Consider the following 16,057-nt stretch of genomic DNA (forward strand, 5'->3'; position numbering starts at 1 on the left):
CCGTCGTGTGCGGCTGGGTGGCCGCTGCGCGGGGCTGTCCCCTACCCTCCCTTCCACCGTTCCCGCCTCAGTCGCCGGCGCGGCTCACTGCACGGCGCTCCGCGCCCGCGACTCAAGCGCCGGCGGGGCTGGAATTGCCCTGCGGGCAACGTGCGTCCACCGGCCCCCACCGAGTCCGGACCGCTCAGTACGGGTGCACGCCCACCGGGTGGGCCGGGGGCGGGCCGTAGCCCTCCGCCACGCGCTGGTGGTAGGTGGCGCGGTCGATGACCTCCAGGCCGACGATCTCCCACGGCGGCAACTGTGCCGTGGAGCGGTGCTCGCCCCAGAGCCGCAGCGCGACGGCGGCCGCGTCGTGGAGGTCGCGGGCTTCCTCCCAGTACCGGATCTCCGCGTGGTCGTCGGCGTACCGGCTGGTCAGCAGGAAGGGGTGGTCGTGCGCGAGCTGCTCCAGCCCGCGCCGGACCTCGGACAGCGGCGCCGGCTTGCCGGAGACGCTCAGGGTGACGTGCCACAGGCGGGAGGCGTCCCGCTCGGCCCCGCCGCCGTGCGCGTCCCCGTCCCCGCCTTCGTGCCGGTCCCCCGTGCCGACGCTGGTCAGCGCTCGTCTCACCAGCCGCCTCCTGTCTGCGCTACGCGTGTCCGCCCCCCACAGTTGACCAGTCCCCGGCCCCCCGCGCGGCGGTTTTGCCGAACCTCAGCCCTGGAGCAGGACCAGATCGTCGCGGTGGACGACCTCCCGTTCGTACGCCGGTCCGAGCTCGCGCGCCAGGTCCCGGGTGGACCGGCCGAGCAGCTGCGGAAGTTCCTTCGCGTCGAAGTTGACGAGCCCCCGGGCGACGGCGCGGCCGTCGGCGGAGCGCAGTTCGACGGGGTCCCCGGCGACGAAGTCGCCCTCGACGGCGGCGATCCCGGCGGCCAGCAGCGAGCTGCCGCGTTCGGTGACGGCGCGCACGGCGCCGTCGTCCAGGACGAGGTGTCCCTGCGGGGTCGACGCGTGCTGGAGCCACAGCAGCCGGTCGGCGGAGCGGCGGCCGGTGGCGCGGAAGTGGGTGCCGGTCGGGCGTCCGGTCAGGGCGTCGGCGGCCTGGCTGGCGGAGGTCAGGACGACGGGGATCCCGGCGGCGGCCGCGATCCGGGCGGCTTCGACCTTGGTGACCATGCCGCCGGTGCCGACTCCGGCCTTGCCCGCGCTGCCGATGGAGACGTGGGCGATGTCCTCGGGGCCGCGCACCTCGTCGATGCGGGTGGTCCCGGGCAGGGACGGGTCCCCGTCGTAGAGGCCGTCGACGTCGGAGAGCAGGACGAGGAGGTCGGCGCGGACGAGGTGGGCCACCAGGGCGGCCAGCCGATCGTTGTCGCCGAAGCGGATCTCGTCCGTGGCGACGGTGTCGTTCTCGTTGACGACGGGCAGGGCGCCCATGGCCAGCAGCTGGTCCAGGGTCCGGTAGGCGTTGCGGTAGTGCGCGCGCCGGCTGGTGTCGTCGGTGGTGAGCAGGACCTGGCCGACGCGGATGCCGTAGCGGGCGAAGGAGGCGGTGTACCGGGCGACGAGGAGGCCCTGGCCGACGCTGGCGGCGGCCTGCTGGCGTGCGAGGCCCTTGGGGCGGCGGGCCAGGCCGAGCGGGGAGAGTCCGGCGGCGATGGCGCCGGAGGAGACCAGGACGATCTCCTTCTCGCCGCCGCTGCGGGCCTTGGCCAGTACGTCGACCAGCGCGTCCACCCGGTCGGCGTCGAGTCCGCCCGCCGCGGTGGTCAGGGAGGAGGAGCCGACCTTGACCACGATCCTGCGGGCGTCCACGACACCTTGCCTAGCCGTTGACACGTCTTTCCCCTCACCAACCGACCGATCCGTTCGACCGGCCCAATCTACGGGGTGGCGCGGCGGGGGCGCCCGCCGGTTTCAGACCGTGGACGAGGACCGCTCCGGCTCGGCTCCGGTCTGCGCCGCGGCCCCCGCGCCCGTCCCCGGGATGAGGATCTTGCGCGAGAGCAGGAAGGTGAACGGGATGGCCACGACGGCCGCGACCAGCGGCGCGATGCGGGTGTCCATCCCGGCCCAGGTGACGAGGGCGTACAGACCGACCGACTGGATCACGTAGTTCGTGACGTTGGTCAGCGGGAAGAGCAGGAACTTCTTCCAGGTGGGCCGGGTGCGGTAGGTGAAGTAGGTGTTCATGAAGAACGACCCGATCATCGACAGCACGAAGGCCAGTGTGTACGCGGCGAAGTACGGCATCCACGGGTGCAGCAGCAGGTAGAGGGCGAAGAAGGTCCCGGTGTTGACCCCGCCGACGAGGGCGAAGCGGAAGATCTGCCCGAGCTGTTCGCGGCGGCCGCGCGGCGGCGCGGGAGGGGACCCGGGCGAGGATGCGGAGGCGGAACCGGAAGGGGAGGTGGTCATCGGCGGCTGCGCTCCACGATCACGGCCTGGGAGGCCTCGGGCATCCGCTCGGCGGTCACGCCGTGGGCTTCCTTGACCAGGAAGTGCGGGCGGCGCTTGGTCTCGTAGTAGATGCGGCCGATGTACTCGCCGATCAGCCCCAGCATGATCATCTGAACGCCGCCGATGCCGGCGATCATCGCGACGAGAGTCACATAACCCGGCGAGTCGATGCCGTTCGTGATCGCCATCGCGGTGATCCACAGCGCGTACAGGACGGTCAGCCCGACCAGCGACACGCCCAGCCAGATACCGATGCGCAGGGGCCGGTTGTTGAAGGAGATCAGCCCGTCCATGCCGTAGTTCAGCAGGGAGCCGAACTTCCACTTGGTCTCGCCGGCCTCGCGCTGGGCGTTGCGGTAGTCGAAGTGGACGGTGTCGAAGCCGATCCAGGAGAAGAGGCCCTTGGAGAAGCGGTTGTACTCCGGGAGCGCCAGCAGGGCGTCGACGGCCGGGCGGGAGAGCAGGCGGAAGTCGCCGACCCCGTCGGCGAGCTCCACGTCGACCCAGCGGTTGACCCCGCGGTAGTACAGGCGGCTGAGCGCCGAGCGGACCTTCTTGTCGCCCTCGCGGGTGCGCCGGGCGATGACCTGGTCGTGGCCCTGCCGGTAGTGCTCCAGCATGGTGGCGATCAGCTCCGGCGGGTGCTGGAGGTCCGCGTCCATGATGACCACGGCGTCGCCGGTGGCCTCCTTCAGCCCGGCGAGCATGCCCGCCTCCTTGCCGAAGTTCCGGCTGAAGGACACGTACCGGGTCTGCTCCCCGTACGCCGCGGCGATCGTGCGGAGCTTTCCGAGGGTCCCGTCACGGCTGCCGTCGTCGACGTAGCAGACCTCGTACTCCACGGGCAGGGTGTCCAGGACCCTGCGGATCTCTGCGTCGAAGCTGTCGATCACGGCTTCTTCGTTGTAGCAAGGGACAACTACGGACAGCTTGGTCATGGACACTTCCTGCTGGCTCCGAACGGGTGATTTTCGGCGACCGGACCCGCCACCCACCTCTCCTAAGAAGTATGCACGCCGGACGTCGGCCTGCCTGAGTCGCGTGCGGCACACGGTAGCTTTGAGTGGATAAGCGGAATGGAACGAAGGGATCGAGGTGCACGTGCCTGACGTCTCCGTGGTCGTCATCGTCTACAACGACGCAGAGCGTCTGCCGACAGCCGTCCAGTCGGTTTTGGACCAGACCCTGCGCGGGGTCGAAGTCGTGATCGTGGACGACTGCAGCAAGGACCGGTCGTACGAGGTCGCCCAGGAGCTGGCGGCGGCGCATCCCGAGCGGGTGCGCGCCTTCAGGCTGCCCGAGAACAGCGGCGGCTGCGGCGCGCCCCGCAACCACGGGATCCGGCAGACCACCGGCCGGTACGTCATGTTCCTGGACAGCGACGACGTACTGGAACGCAACGCCTGCCGGAACATGCTGGCCGCCGCCGAGCGCACCGGGGCCGACCTGGTGTCGGGCATGTGCGTGCGCGTGCACCTCGACAACCGCTGGAACAAGACCACCGAGTGGTACCCGTGGATCTACGCGCGCACCCGCACGCTGGACTCCATCACCGAGTACCCGGACCTGCTGGTCTACGACACCCTCTCCACGAACAAGTGCTACCGGCGCGAGTTCCTGCTGGAGCAGGGCCTGGAGTTCCCGGTCGGCATCCACTACGAGGACCTGCTGTTCTCGGCGCAGGCGTACGTCGCCGCCCGCCGCATCACGCTGATCCCCAACCACGTGTACTTCTGGAACGTGGTCGAGAAGGCCTCCGCGCTGTCGATCAGCAACCGGCGCCACGAGATCGCGAACTTCGTCCACCGGATGGAGATCCACCGCCGCGTCGACGAGCTGCTGGCGGCCAAGGGGCACACGGCCATCAAGTCGGCGAAGGACGCCAAGTTCCTCAAGCACGACCTGGTGCTCCACCTGCGCGACCTGCCCCTGCTGGGCGACGCCTACCGCCAGGAGTTCGCCCGCCTGGCCAACGGCTACCTGGCCGGCATCGACCCGGCCGCGTACGAGAACGTCACGCACCTCCAGGCCATCTGCGCCTACCTGCTGGGCAAGGAGGACTGGGACAACCTCCTGCCGGCCGCCGACGCGATGACGAACAAGGGCCGGCTGTGCTCCCCCCTCGCCGAGCGCGACGGCCGCGTCTACTGGTGCGCGCAGCACATCGACGACCCGGCCGACGACGAGGGCCGCCGCATACTGGACGTCACCGACCAGGGCTACCACACCGCGCCGCTGTCCTCGCTGGCCCTGGGCAACCGGCTCACCTCGTACGAGGACGACGGCCGCGGCACCGTCACCCTCGCGGGCCGGATCGTGAACCCGCTGGGCAGGATCAAGGCCGACACCCCGCTGAAGGCCACCCTGGAGTTCCGGGCCCGGCGCCAGATCGGGGTGCGTTCGTTCACCTTCCCCGTGACGACCGTGCACCACGCCGGTGACACGATCGAGTGGAGCACCACGGCCGACGTGGCCTCGACGGTCCGCCCGCTCGGCATCATCGACGCCGTCTGGGACGTCCGGCTGAAGCTGACGGCCGGCGGGGACCGGATGACCACCCGCGTCTCGGTCGGCGGCGTCGACCTGGAGTCCGCGGCCCGGCTGCGGGTCCGTCCGCGCCTGACCCGGCTGGTCTCCGACCGCTTCGAGCCGGAAATGACCAAGAAGGGCAACCTCTCCTACGTCCTGACCGCCGAGGGCCGCGCCGCGGTCCGCACCCAGGCGCTGCTCAACAACGCCATGCACGGTAAGGCCGCCGGCGTCGTCAAGCGCAGCCTGCGCCGGGCCCTGAAGGCCCGCCGCAACCTCGGTTCGGGCGAGCAGAAGGTGAAGCTCTACCACGAGGTCTTCTCGAAGCTGCCGGTCAAGAAGGGCACCGTCGTCTTCGAGAGCCACATGGGCAAGCAGTACAGCGACAGCCCGAAGGCGATCCACGAGGAGATGGTGCGCCAGGGCGTGCCCTTCGAGGCGATCTGGTCCTACGCGGGCGGCAAGCCCACCGGCTTCCCCAAGGAGGCCACCCTGGTCCGGCGCTGGAGCTGGGCGTACCTGCGGGCGCTGGCCCAGGCCGAGTACTGGGTCGACAACCAGGGCTTCCCGCTGGCCCTGGCCAAGCGCCCCGGGACCACGTACATCCAGACCTGGCACGGCTCCGCGCTCAAGCGGATGGGGTTCCACGAGCCCCGCACCAAGGCACAGGGCAAGGCGGGCCAGGACCGCTTCCAGGCGGCCGTCGACCGCTTCGACCACTTCCTGATCCGCTCCGAGCACGACGTCCGCACCCTGGCCAAGGGCTTCCGGCTGCGCGACGAGGTGCTGCTGCGCACCGGCTACCCGCGCAACGACGCCCTCGTCGAGGCGCACCGCGCCGAGGCGCAGAGCGGGGAGCGGGTGCGCGGGCCGCTCGCGGCCGAGCTGGGCATCGACCCGGAGAAGAAGGTGCTGCTGTACGCGCCGACGTTCCGGGCGAACGCGGACGGCACGGTGGAGGGCTTCGAGTTCCCCTTCGACGTGGAGGAGTTCGCGGACCGGCTCGGTGACCGCTTCACCCTGCTGGTGCGCACCCACTACCTCAACAGCGTCTCGCTGCCGCCGTCGGTGGCGGGCCGCGTCGTGGACGTGTCCCGCTACCACGACATCACCCCGCTGCTGGCGCTCGCCGACGGGCTGATCACGGACTACTCCTCCGTGATGTTCGACTACGCGGTGCTGGACCGGCCGATGCTGTTCTTCGCCTACGACTACGAGAAGTACGCGACGGACATCCGCGGCACCTACTTCGACCTCAAGGAGAAGGCGCCGGGTCCCGTGGTGGCCACGGCCGACGAGCTGATGCAGGCCGTCGGCGCCTTCGACGAGGCGGACGCCAAGTACGCGGAGGCCCGGCAGCGCTTCCTCAGCGAGTTCGGCGAGTACGACCGCGGGGACGCCGCCCGCCAGATCGTCGAGAAGTTCTTCACCAGGAGCGGCAAGTGAGCCAGCAGACCGCCACCGAGGGCGGCCGCGACGTCTTCCTCGTCTCCAACAGCGTGGACGAGCTCGGCGGCGTGACCACCTGGTCCCACCAGATGGCCCGGCTGCTGAGCGGGCGCGGCCACCGCGTGCACGTCGTGGGCATCGCGCCGGTCGCCGAGGAGATCCGCCAGAAGCTGCCCGCCGACCTCCCGTACGAGATGACCACGCTCTACGCGACCCACCCGCCCAAGGCCCGCCGGCTGCACGGCGTCAAGGGCCGCCTCAACGCCCCCGAGCGGCGCCGCCAGGCGGCCCGGCGGGCGCAGATGCGGGCCAAGGCGGACACGCTGAGCGCAATGTTCCGGGCGGCGCGGCCGGGCTCCGTGGTGATCGTCACACAGGTCTGGGCGATGGAGTGGGTGTCCCTCGCCGACACCAAGGGACTCTCGGTCATCGGCATGAGCCACGAGTCCTTCGAGGCCAGCACCAAGTCGACCCGGGGCGAGCGGGTGCGCCGCTTCTACTCCGAGGCCGACCGGCTCCTGGTCCTCACCCCCGAGGACTCGGACCTGTGGATCCGGGCGGGCATGGAGAACGTCGACAGCATGCCGAACCCGCTGCCGTTCATGCCGCCGGCCCCCGCCCCGCGGACGGCGAAGGTGGTCGCGAGCGTCGGCCGTCTCTCGTTCGAGAAGGGCATGGACCTGCTGCTCGACGCGTGGGCGGACGCCATGCCGCGCCACCCCGACTGGACCCTGCGGATCTACGGGGCGGGCAGCGAGGAGGCCGGCCTTCGCAAGCACTGCACCGAGCTGGGCCTCGACGAGTCCGTGGAGTGGATGGGCAGCACCTCCGACGTGCTCGGCGCCCTGCGCGAGGCCTCCGTCTTCGCCCAGGCCTCCCGTGCGGAGGGGTTCCCGATCACCCTGCTGGAGGCCATGGCGGCGGGTCTGCCCGTGGCCGCGTTCGACTGCGCGCCGGGCGTCAGGGAGATCGTGCGCCACGGTGAGGACGGGCTGCTGGCCCGTCTCGGCAACACCATGGAACTGGCGGCGCACCTGGACGCGCTGATGACGGACGCCGCCCTGCGCGACCGGCTCGGCGACGCGGGCTTCCGGAACGTGCGGCGCTACTCCAGCGAGGAAATCACCGACCGGTGGGAAGAGCTGTTCGCGTTCCTGGAGCGCTGAGCCGCCGCTGATCCCGCGATGAGCCGCCCGCCCCGGATCCGATCCGGGGCGGGCGGCCGCGTACGGCGGGGGCCGCGCCGGCTCAGACCGTGTGGAGGTCCTTGTGCGCGGTGTCGGCGGCCGCGCGGTTGGCCTGCCAGCCCGCCCAGGCCGAGGTGACCATCTCGCGGACGTCGTGCCGCGCCTTCCAGCCCAGCTCGGCCGCAATACGGTCGGCCGAGGCCACGACCTTCGCGGGGTCGCCGGGGCGGCGCGGGGTGACGGTGGGGGCGTACGTGTGGCCGGTGCCCTCGTTCAGCAGCTCGACCATCTCCTTGACGGAGACGCCCTCGCCGCGCCCGATGTTGACCGTCAGGTCCTTGTGCTCCCCGGCCGCGGCCCACTCGGCGAGGCGGCGGGCCGCCACCACGTGGGCGTCCGCGAGGTCCTCGACGTGGATGTAGTCGCGGATGCAGGTGCCGTCCGGGGTCGGGTAGTCGTCGCCGAAGATCCGGGCGCCCTCGCCGGCGTCGTAGCGTTCGAAGACCATCGGGACGAGGTTGAAGACGCCGGTGTCCGCGAGCTCCGGGGTGGCCGCTCCCGCCACGTTGAAGTAGCGCAGGCAGGCGGTGGAGATCCCGTGCGCCTTGCCGGCGGCCCGCACGAGCCACTCCCCGGCCAGCTTGGTCTCGCCGTACGGGCTGAGCGGGGCGCAGGGCGTTTCCTCGGTGACCAGGTCCACGTCGGGCATGCCGTAGACCGAGGCGGAGGAGGAGAAGAGGAAGTTGCGGATCCCGGCGGCGGCGACGGCCTGGAGCAGGACCGTGAGGCCCTGGACGTTCTCGTTGTAGTAGTACAGCGGCTTCTCGACGGACTCGCCGACCTGCTTCTTGCCCGCGAGGTGCACCACGCCGGTGATCCGGTGGTCGGCGATGGCCCGGTCCAGGGCGAGCCGGTCCAGCACCGAGGCGGTCACCAGCGGGACGCCCTCCGGGACACGGTGCTCGTTGCCCGTGGAGAGGTCGTCGAAGACCACGACCTTCTCGCCCGCGAGCAGCATCGCCCGGACGACGTGTGAGCCGATGTAGCCGGCCCCACCGGTGATGAGGAAAGTCATGCGTATCTCCCGAGCTCTAGCGTGACCTGCGCGTGCGGGCGCGGTCGAGGCGGTTGCGTACGAAGGTCAGCGCGCCCCCGGCACCGGGCGCGAGGCGCAGGGCCAGCGCTCCGGCGGCCGTGCGGTAGGGCTGCGCCAGCAGAACACCGTACCGGCTGCTGGGCAGCGCCCGGCGCCGGAGCAGTCCGCCGAGGGGGCGCAGCGAAGTGACGAGGGAGCTCCCGTCGCCGCACTCCACGCCCGCCCGGACGTCCCAGGCCTGCATCCCGCGCAGCCCGCGGTGGCGCCCCGTGGCGGCCAGCGCGGGCATCCGGAAGGGCACCTCGGCGCTCCAGCCGTCCCCGTCGGGGGCGGCCCGCAGCTCCACGGGGCGCGTGGCGACGGCGGCGCCGCCCGCCCGGGGCAGGAAGTCCAGCCGGACGGTGCGCGGACCGGCCCCGGCGAGGCGGCCGTACAGGTCGCGCACCCGGATCCGGACCGCCCCGCGCCCGGCGGGTTCGGCGTCGACGGTGACGGGCAGCTCCGCGAGGGGCAGGCCGTCGAGCCCGTCCAGCGGCACCGGCAGCTCGGCGCTCCACACCGGCCCGCCGTCGCCGCCGGTGGCGTACGGGGGCAGCAGCCGGGGCGGCTCGGCGGCGAAGCGGACCAGCCGCTCCAGGTCGGCGGGCGGCGCCTCGCTCGCCAGCAGTACGCGCGCGGTCCAGCGGGCTCGGGCGGGGGCGGCCTCGATGTCGGCGTCCGCGAAGCCGGTCAGGTAGTCGCGGGTCAGGGTCCACCAGGCGGCCCGGTAGCCGGGGTCCGGGCCGAGCTCGCGCAGGTACATGCGCAGGTCGTAGTCGAGGAACTTGGCCTGGCAGGCGCGGCCCAGCTCCGGGGAGGCCTCGGCGAGGGTCCTGGAGGCGACGGTGTGCGCGGCGATCCGCGAGCTCCAGTTGCCGACGTCGGCGCGGGCCAGGGAGATCGACACCTGGGCGGCGCTTCGGCGTACGTGCCACACGTAGACCAGGTCGCCTACGACCGCGATGCGGGGGGCGGCCGCCATGACGCGGGAGGTGAAGACGAAGTCCTCGTAGACGAAACGGCCGTCGGGGAAGCGGATCGCGTGCTTCTCCAGGAAGGCGCGCTCGTAGAGCTTGTTCACGCAGAGGGTGTCGCGCACCAGCTCGGGCCGGTCGGCCGGCCGCTCGACGACCTCACCGGGGGTGTACAGGCCGGGCATCCAGGGGACCTCGCGGCCCTCCGGCAGCTCGCGGCGCACACACGCGCCGACCGTGACGGGGGCGCGGTGGGCCACGGCCGCCCGGACCAGGGCCTCGGCGGCGCCCGGCGGCAGGACGTCGTCGCTGTCCAGGAAGAGGACGTACGGCGCGCTCGCGGCCGCGATCCCGTCGTTGCGCGGGGTGCCGCAGCCCCCGCTGTTCTCCGTGCGGTGCACGACCTTCAGCCGGGGGTGCTCGGCGGCGAGGGCGTCGAGCACCCGCGCGGTCCCGTCCGAGGAGGCGTCGTCCACCGCGATGACCTCGGCCACCACCGGGCCCTGGGCGAGGGCCGAGGCCACGGCCTCGCCCACGAGCCCGGCGTCGTTGTACGCGATCACCACCACGGAGACGGCGGGGCCGCCCGTGGTGGTGTCACTGCTGGAATCGCTGCTGCTCACCCGGAGGATCCTAGGCGAACGGCGTAAAGCGGAGTTCAACGCGTGCGCGTCCCCTAGAAGGGGCGGAACTCGTCGTACTCCTGCTGGGCGGAGTCGCCGCGCTTGGCTTCCTTCTCGCTGCGGCGCTGGGCGGCCGGACGCGGGGCCTCCATGCGGTGGTCCTCACCACGGCGGCCCAGCATCTCGGCGCCGGCCATCATGGTCGGCTCCCAGTCGAAGACGACGGCGTTCTCGTCGGAGCCGATGGCCACGCCGTCGCCGGCGCGGGCGCCGGCCTTCTTCAGCGCTTCCTCGACACCGAGGCGGTTGAGGCGGTCGGCGAGATAGCCGACGGCCTCGTCGTTGTTGAAGTCGGTCTGGCGCACCCAGCGCTCCGGCTTCTCGCCGCGCACGTTGTAGACGTCCTCGACCTCGTCGTAGGTGACGGTGAAGCCGGCGTCGTCCACGGCCTTGGGCCGGATGACGATGCGGGTCGCCTCCTGCTTGGGCTTGCGGGCGCGGGCCTTGGCGACGACCTCGGCGAGGAAGTAGGAGAGCTCCTTGAGACCCGTACGGGCGACGGCGGAGACCTCGAACACCTTGTAGCCGCGGGCCTCCAGGTCCGGGCGGACCATGTCGGCGAGCTCCTGGCCGTCCGGGATGTCGACCTTGTTCAGCACGACGAGGCGCGGACGCTTCTCCAGGCCACCGCCGTAGATCTTGAGCTCTTCCTCGATGACGTCGAGGTCGGCGACCGGGTCGCGGTCCGTCTCCAGGGTCGCGGTGTCCAGGACGTGCACGAGGACCGAGCAGCGCTCGACGTGGCGCAGGAACTCCAGGCCGAGGCCCTTGCCCTGGCTGGCGCCCGGGATGAGGCCGGGGACGTCGGCGATCGTGTAGACCGTCGAGCCGGCGGTGACCACGCCCAGGTTCGGGACGAGGGTGGTGAAGGGGTAGTCCGCGATCTTCGGCTTGGCGGCGGAGAGCACCGAGATCAGCGAGGACTTGCCGGCGCTCGGGAAGCCGACCAGCGCCACGTCGGCGACGGTCTTGAGCTCCAGGACGATGTCGCCGGTGGTGCCGGGGACGCCGAGCAGCGCGAAGCCGGGGGCCTTGCGGCGGGCGGAGGACAGCGCGGCGTTGCCGAGGCCGCCGCGGCCGCCCTCGGCGGCCACGTAGGTGGTGCCCTGGCCGACGAGGTCGGCGAGGACGTTGCCCTCCTTGTCGAGGACGACGGTGCCGTCCGGCACGGGCAGGACCAGGTCCTGGCCGTCCTTGCCGGAGCGGTTGCCGCCCTCGCCGGGCTTGCCGTTGGTGGCCTTGCGGTGGGGGCTGTGGTGGTAGTCCAGCAGGGTGGTGATCGCCTGCTCCACCACCAGGATGACGTCGCCGCCACGGCCGCCGTTGCCGCCGTCGGGGCCGCCGAGCGGCTTGAACTTCTCCCGGTGAACGGAGGCGCAGCCGTGGCCCCCGTTACCCGCGGCGACGTGCAGCTCGACGCGGTCCACGAAGGTGGTCATGGGTGTTCCTCCAGATACATACGGGAATGTCCCGGGCAGGCCTTGCTGCCCATTAAACGTGTCTATGTGACAACGCGCCGAGGGCGGACCTCTCTTCCCGGCATGCGCCGGGAAGAGATGAGATCCGCCCTCGGGGTGTTACGAACGCTTGAGATTCAGCAGGAGCTGGATCAGGCGGCCGGAACGATGTTGACGACCTTGCGGCCACGGTGCGTGCCGAACTCGACCGAACCGGCCAGCAGCGCGAACAGCGTGTCGTCGCCGCCACGGCCCACACCCGAACCCGGGTGGAAGTGGGTGCCGCGCTGGCGAACGAGGATCTCACCAGCGGAAACGACCTGACCGCCGAAGCGCTTCACGCCGAGCCGCTGAGCATTGGAATCGCGCCCGTTCCGGGTGGACGATGCGCCCTTCTTGTGTGCCATGTCTCAGTCCCTCTTACTTCGCAGCCGTGGGGATACCGGTGACCTTGATCGCCGTGTACTGCTGGCGGTGACCCTGGCGACGGCGGTAGCCGGTCTTGTTCTTGTAGCGCAGGATGTCGATCTTGGCGCCCTTGTGGTGGTCCACGATCTCGGCCTGAACCTTGATCCCGGCCAGCACCCACGGGTCGCTGGTCACGGCGTCGCCGTCGACAACGAGCAGGGTCGAGAGCTCGACCGTGTCGCCAACCTTGGCAGTGGAAATCTTGTCAACCTCAACGATGTCGCCGACAGCAACCTTGTGCTGGCGACCACCGCTGCGCACGATGGCGTACACGCGGATCTCTCTCTCACTCGGGACGGATGCTCCTGAAGCCAGCCGCTCACGCGGGCCGGGGCCCACGGTGATCCGGAATTGGACGAGCGGCCTCTCCCATGGCCCGGCCGCTTGCGCGGACGGTGCGGGAGGAAGGTGCTCAGGAGCGCGACGCACGCTGAACGGGTAATCGTTCAAGACACGCCGACGGTCTAGGTTACGGGGCCGGTTCCAGGGGGTCAAACCGGGCCCCGCGTGCCCGTGGGCCCCGCCGCTCGGCGGGGCCCACGGGTGTCACGCGGATCAGGCTTCGGCGGGAGCCGAGACGGACGGCGGGGTCTGCTGCTCCGCCGCCGCGGTCTTCTTCGTCGCCCGCTTCGCCACGGTCTTCTTGGCCGTCGCCTTCTTCGCGACGGTCTTCTTGGCGGCCGCCGCCTTCTTGGCCGGAGCCTTCTTCGCCGGGGCCTTCTTCTCCGCGGTGGTCGCCTTCTTGGCCGGAGCCTTTCGGGCGGCCTTCTTCGCCGGGGCCGCGGGCTCGGCCACCGCCTCCGGCTCGGCCTCGGCGGCCGGCTCGGCGGCCACGACGGGCTCGGGCTCGGCGGCCGGGGCCTCGACGACCACGATGGCCGCCTGCGCCGCCCCTGCCGGGGAACCGGCGGGCGCGGTGGCCTTGCGGGTGGCACGGCGGCGCGGACGCGCCGGAGCGGCCTCCACGACGGGCTCCGCGACCGGCTCCGCCACCTCGGCCGGAGCGGCCTCGGTCACGGCTTCGACGACCGGCTCGGGCTCGACGACGGGCTCGGGCTCGACGACCGGCTCGGCGGCCGGCTCGGGCGCGGCCTCGACGACCGGCTCGGGCGCGGTGGCCTTGCGGGTCGCACGGCGACGCGTACGGCCCTTCGGCGCGGCCTCGACCGGCTCCGCCGCCTCGACGGTCTCCACGGCCTCGACGACCGGGACCGCCTCCACGGCTTCCACGGCCTCGGCGGCCGGCTGGAGCACCGTGTCGGCCGGCTCGGTGACCGGCTCGGCCTCGGCGACCGGCGTCACCGGAGCCTGCGCCGGGGCCGCGGCCCGGTCCGCACCCCGCGGGGCGCCCGCCGGAGCGGTCGCCTTGCGGGTGGCACGGCGACGGTTGCGACGCCCGCTCAGACCCGCCGCGGCCTCGGCCTCGGCCGGGCTGCCGTACAGCTCCTCGCCCGCGACGAACTCCGGCTCCGGCAGCGCACGCGGCGCGGCGACCTCGGCGGCCACCTCGGCCTCGGTCTCGGCCTCGAACACGTCGGTCTCGACGGTCTCGATCACATCGAGCTCGTGCTCGTGCTCGTGGTCCAGGGCCCGGCCAGCGCGGCGCTTGGAGCGCTTGCCGTTGCCACCGCCGCCGACCGCGGTCGGGGTCTCCATGTGCACGATGACACCGCGGCCGTTGCAGTGGACGCAGGTCTCGGAGAAGGACTCCAGCAGACCCTGGCCCACCCGCTTGCGGGTCATCTGCACCAGGCCCAGCGAGGTGACCTCGGCCACCTGGTGCTTGGTGCGGTCGCGGCCCAGGCACTCCAGCATGCGCCGCAGGACCAGGTCGCGGTTGGACTCCAGGACCATGTCGATGAAGTCGATGACGACGATGCCGCCCAGGTCGCGCAGCCGCAGCTGGCGCACGATCTCCTCGGCCGCCTCCAGGTTGTTCCGGGTGACGGTCTCTTCGAGGTTGCCGCCCTGACCCGTGAACTTGCCGGTGTTGACGTCGATGACGATCATCGCCTCGGTCTTGTCGATCACGAGGGAACCGCCCGAGGGCAGCCACACCTTGCGGTCGAGCGCCTTGGCGAGCTGCTCGTCGATCCGGTACGTCGCGAAGACGTCGACCTCGGAGGTCCAGCGCGACAGCCGGCCGGCCAGGTCCGGGGCCACGTGGTTGACGTAGCCGTGGATGGTCTCCCAGGCGGTGTCACCGCTGACGATGACCTTCGAGAAGTCCTCGTTGAAGATGTCGCGGACGACGCGGACGGTCATGTCCGGCTCGCCGTACAGCAGGCTCGGCGAAGAGGTCGAGATCTGCTTCGACTTCTTCTGGATGTCCTCCCACTGGGCCTGCAGACGCTCGACGTCGCGACGCAGCTCGTCCTCGCTCGCGCCCTCGGCGGCGGTGCGCACGATGACGCCCGCGTCCTCGGGAACGATCTTCTTGAGGATGCTCTTCAGACGCGCGCGCTCGGTGTCGGGCAGCTTGCGGCTGATGCCGGTCATCGAGCCCTCGGGCACGTAGACCAGGTAGCGGCCGGGCAGCGAGACCTGGCTGGTCAGGCGGGCACCCTTGTGTCCGATCGGGTCCTTGGTGACCTGCACCAGGACCGACTGGCCGGACTTGAGGGCGGACTCGATGCGGCGCGGGCCGTTGGCCATGCCGAGCGCCTCGAAGTTGACCTCACCGGCGTACAGGACCGCGTTGCGGCCCTTGCCGATGTCGATGAAGGCGGCCTCCATCGACGGCAGCACGTTCTGGACCTTGCCCAGGTAGACGTTGCCGACGTACGAGGTGGCCTCTTCCTTGTTGACGTAGTGCTCGACGAGCACGTTGTCTTCCAGGACGCCGATCTGGGTGCGCTCGCCGGACTGACGGACGACCATCACGCGCTCGACGGCCTCACGGCGGGCCAGGAACTCGGCCTCGGTGATGATCGGGACGCGGCGACGGCCCTGCTCGCGGCCTTCGCGGCGGCGCTGCTTCTTGGCCTCCAGGCGGGTCGAGCCCTTGATGGACTGGACCTCGTCGGAGGAGGTGGACTCGCTGCGCTCGCGGGCCGGACGCGGCTCGCGGACCTTGACGACGGTACGGACACCGTCCTCCTCGCCCGCCTCGGTGTCGGCGGCGCCGTCACCACTGCGACGGCGACGGCGGCGGCGCCGGCGGCTGGAGCTGGAACCGAGGGCCTCTTCGGACTCCTCTTCCTCTTCCTCCTCCTCGGCGGCCTCGGCATCGGTCTCTGCCTCGGCGTCCTCGTCGGCGGACTCGTCCAGGTCGGCGGACTCACCGCGACGGCGGCGACGGCCTCCGCGACGGCGGCGGCGCGACGGGCGCTCGCCCGACTCGTCGGCCTCGTCCTCGTCGAGCTCGGCCGCCTCGGCCTCCTGCTCCTCGTCCATGGCCTCTACGTCCGCCAGCGAGACGGGGGCGGACGGCGCGGCCGGGGCCACGGGCTCGGCGGCGCCACGACGGCGGCGACGGCGGCCGGCGGGCTGGGCGGCGGCCGGGGCCTGGACCTCGGCGACGGCCTCGGCCTCGGTCTCTTCCTCCTCCTCGACCTCCTCCGCCCGCTGCGCGGCGGCGGCCGCGGCGGCCATGGCGGCGGTCTCCGGGGTCTGGAACATCGGCTCGGCGAAGACCGGGGCCTGGAAGACGGCCACGGCGGGGCGGGCGGCGCGGCGGGCGCGGGGCTCCGCCGGGGCGGCGGGCGCCTCGGGCTCGGCGGCGGCCGG

At 71.9% G+C, this 16,057-nt stretch carries 12 protein-coding genes; 2 read left to right on the forward strand and 10 right to left on the reverse strand.

Annotation, left to right across the window (positions count from 1 at the left end):
- Positions 1-184: 184 nt before the first annotated feature.
- From ACEPPI_RS02465 to ACEPPI_RS02480, 4 genes are all read right to left on the reverse strand, one after another.
- A complete protein-coding gene (locus ACEPPI_RS02465) occupies positions 185-655 on the reverse strand; it encodes a hypothetical protein (protein WP_373913594.1) in 471 nt (156 codons plus the stop codon).
- A 42-nt stretch (positions 656-697) separates the two neighbouring features.
- Positions 698-1,825, reverse strand: coding sequence for a glutamate 5-kinase (gene proB / locus ACEPPI_RS02470; RefSeq protein ID WP_373913575.1), 1,128 nt, complete (start codon positions 1,823-1,825; stop codon positions 698-700).
- A 78-nt stretch (positions 1,826-1,903) separates the two neighbouring features.
- On the reverse strand, positions 1,904-2,404 hold the full coding sequence (locus ACEPPI_RS02475) for a GtrA family protein (RefSeq protein ID WP_373913576.1): 501 nt from the start codon (positions 2,402-2,404) through the stop codon (positions 1,904-1,906).
- Positions 2,401-3,384, reverse strand: coding sequence for a glycosyltransferase family 2 protein (locus ACEPPI_RS02480; RefSeq protein WP_373913577.1), 984 nt, complete (start codon positions 3,382-3,384; stop codon positions 2,401-2,403). The genes ACEPPI_RS02475 and ACEPPI_RS02480 overlap by 4 nt, the downstream gene beginning before the upstream one ends.
- Positions 3,385-3,541: 157 nt before the next feature.
- Here ACEPPI_RS02480 and ACEPPI_RS02485 point away from each other — a divergent pair, with 157 nt between their 5' ends.
- Together ACEPPI_RS02485 and ACEPPI_RS02490 are read left to right on the forward strand one after the other, a co-directional pair.
- Positions 3,542-6,421: a CDP-glycerol glycerophosphotransferase family protein gene (locus ACEPPI_RS02485; protein ID WP_373913578.1), complete on the forward strand. Its 2,880-nt coding sequence runs from the start codon at positions 3,542-3,544 to the stop codon at positions 6,419-6,421.
- A complete protein-coding gene (locus ACEPPI_RS02490; RefSeq protein ID WP_373913579.1) occupies positions 6,418-7,590 on the forward strand; it encodes a glycosyltransferase in 1,173 nt (390 codons plus the stop codon). The genes ACEPPI_RS02485 and ACEPPI_RS02490 overlap by 4 nt, the downstream gene beginning before the upstream one ends.
- 82 nt (positions 7,591-7,672) lie before the next feature.
- On the opposite strand, the gene galE is transcribed toward ACEPPI_RS02490, so the two are convergent.
- The 6 genes from galE to ACEPPI_RS02520 form a co-directional block, all read right to left on the reverse strand.
- Positions 7,673-8,686: a UDP-glucose 4-epimerase GalE gene (gene galE, locus ACEPPI_RS02495; protein WP_373913580.1), complete on the reverse strand. Its 1,014-nt coding sequence runs from the start codon at positions 8,684-8,686 to the stop codon at positions 7,673-7,675.
- Between the two features lie 16 nt (positions 8,687-8,702).
- On the reverse strand, positions 8,703-10,343 hold the full coding sequence (locus ACEPPI_RS02500; protein WP_373913581.1) for a glycosyltransferase family 2 protein: 1,641 nt from the start codon (positions 10,341-10,343) through the stop codon (positions 8,703-8,705).
- Between the two features lie 53 nt (positions 10,344-10,396).
- The gene (obgE, locus tag ACEPPI_RS02505; RefSeq protein ID WP_373913582.1) at positions 10,397-11,842 is read right to left on the reverse strand and encodes a GTPase ObgE; all 1,446 of its coding nucleotides are present in this window, start codon (positions 11,840-11,842) and stop codon (positions 10,397-10,399) included.
- Positions 11,843-12,012: 170 nt separating this feature from the next.
- Positions 12,013-12,267 (reverse strand): 50S ribosomal protein L27, encoded by a 255-nt coding sequence (rpmA, locus tag ACEPPI_RS02510; RefSeq protein WP_030384676.1) that lies wholly within the window; start codon positions 12,265-12,267, stop codon positions 12,013-12,015.
- A 13-nt stretch (positions 12,268-12,280) separates the two neighbouring features.
- Complete coding sequence (gene rplU / locus ACEPPI_RS02515) at positions 12,281-12,601, reverse strand: 50S ribosomal protein L21 (RefSeq protein ID WP_030159347.1); 321 nt, start codon at positions 12,599-12,601, stop codon at positions 12,281-12,283.
- A gap of 282 nt (positions 12,602-12,883) precedes the next feature.
- The coding region (locus ACEPPI_RS02520) for a ribonuclease E/G (protein ID WP_373913583.1) at positions 12,884-16,057 on the reverse strand (3,174 nt) is incomplete at its 5' end.

Origin of the sequence: Streptomyces sp. AB3(2024), from assembly GCF_041862025.1 — a bacterium.
Taxonomy (GTDB): domain Bacteria; phylum Actinomycetota; class Actinomycetes; order Streptomycetales; family Streptomycetaceae; genus Streptomyces.

What these genes read in the sequence shown, in the direction of transcription:
- ACEPPI_RS02475 (WP_373913576.1), bottom strand. Translation starts at nt 2,404, where the DNA reads ATGACCACCTCCCCTTCCGGTTCCGCCTCCGCATCCTCGCCCGGGTCC.
- ACEPPI_RS02480 (WP_373913577.1), bottom strand. Translation starts at nt 3,384, where the DNA reads ATGACCAAGCTGTCCGTAGTTGTCCCTTGCTACAACGAAGAAGCCGTG.
- galE (WP_373913580.1), bottom strand. Translation starts at nt 8,686, where the DNA reads ATGACTTTCCTCATCACCGGTGGGGCCGGCTACATCGGCTCACACGTC.
- obgE (WP_373913582.1), bottom strand. Translation starts at nt 11,842, where the DNA reads ATGACCACCTTCGTGGACCGCGTCGAGCTGCACGTCGCCGCGGGTAAC.
- rpmA (WP_030384676.1), bottom strand. Translation starts at nt 12,267, where the DNA reads ATGGCACACAAGAAGGGCGCATCGTCCACCCGGAACGGGCGCGATTCC.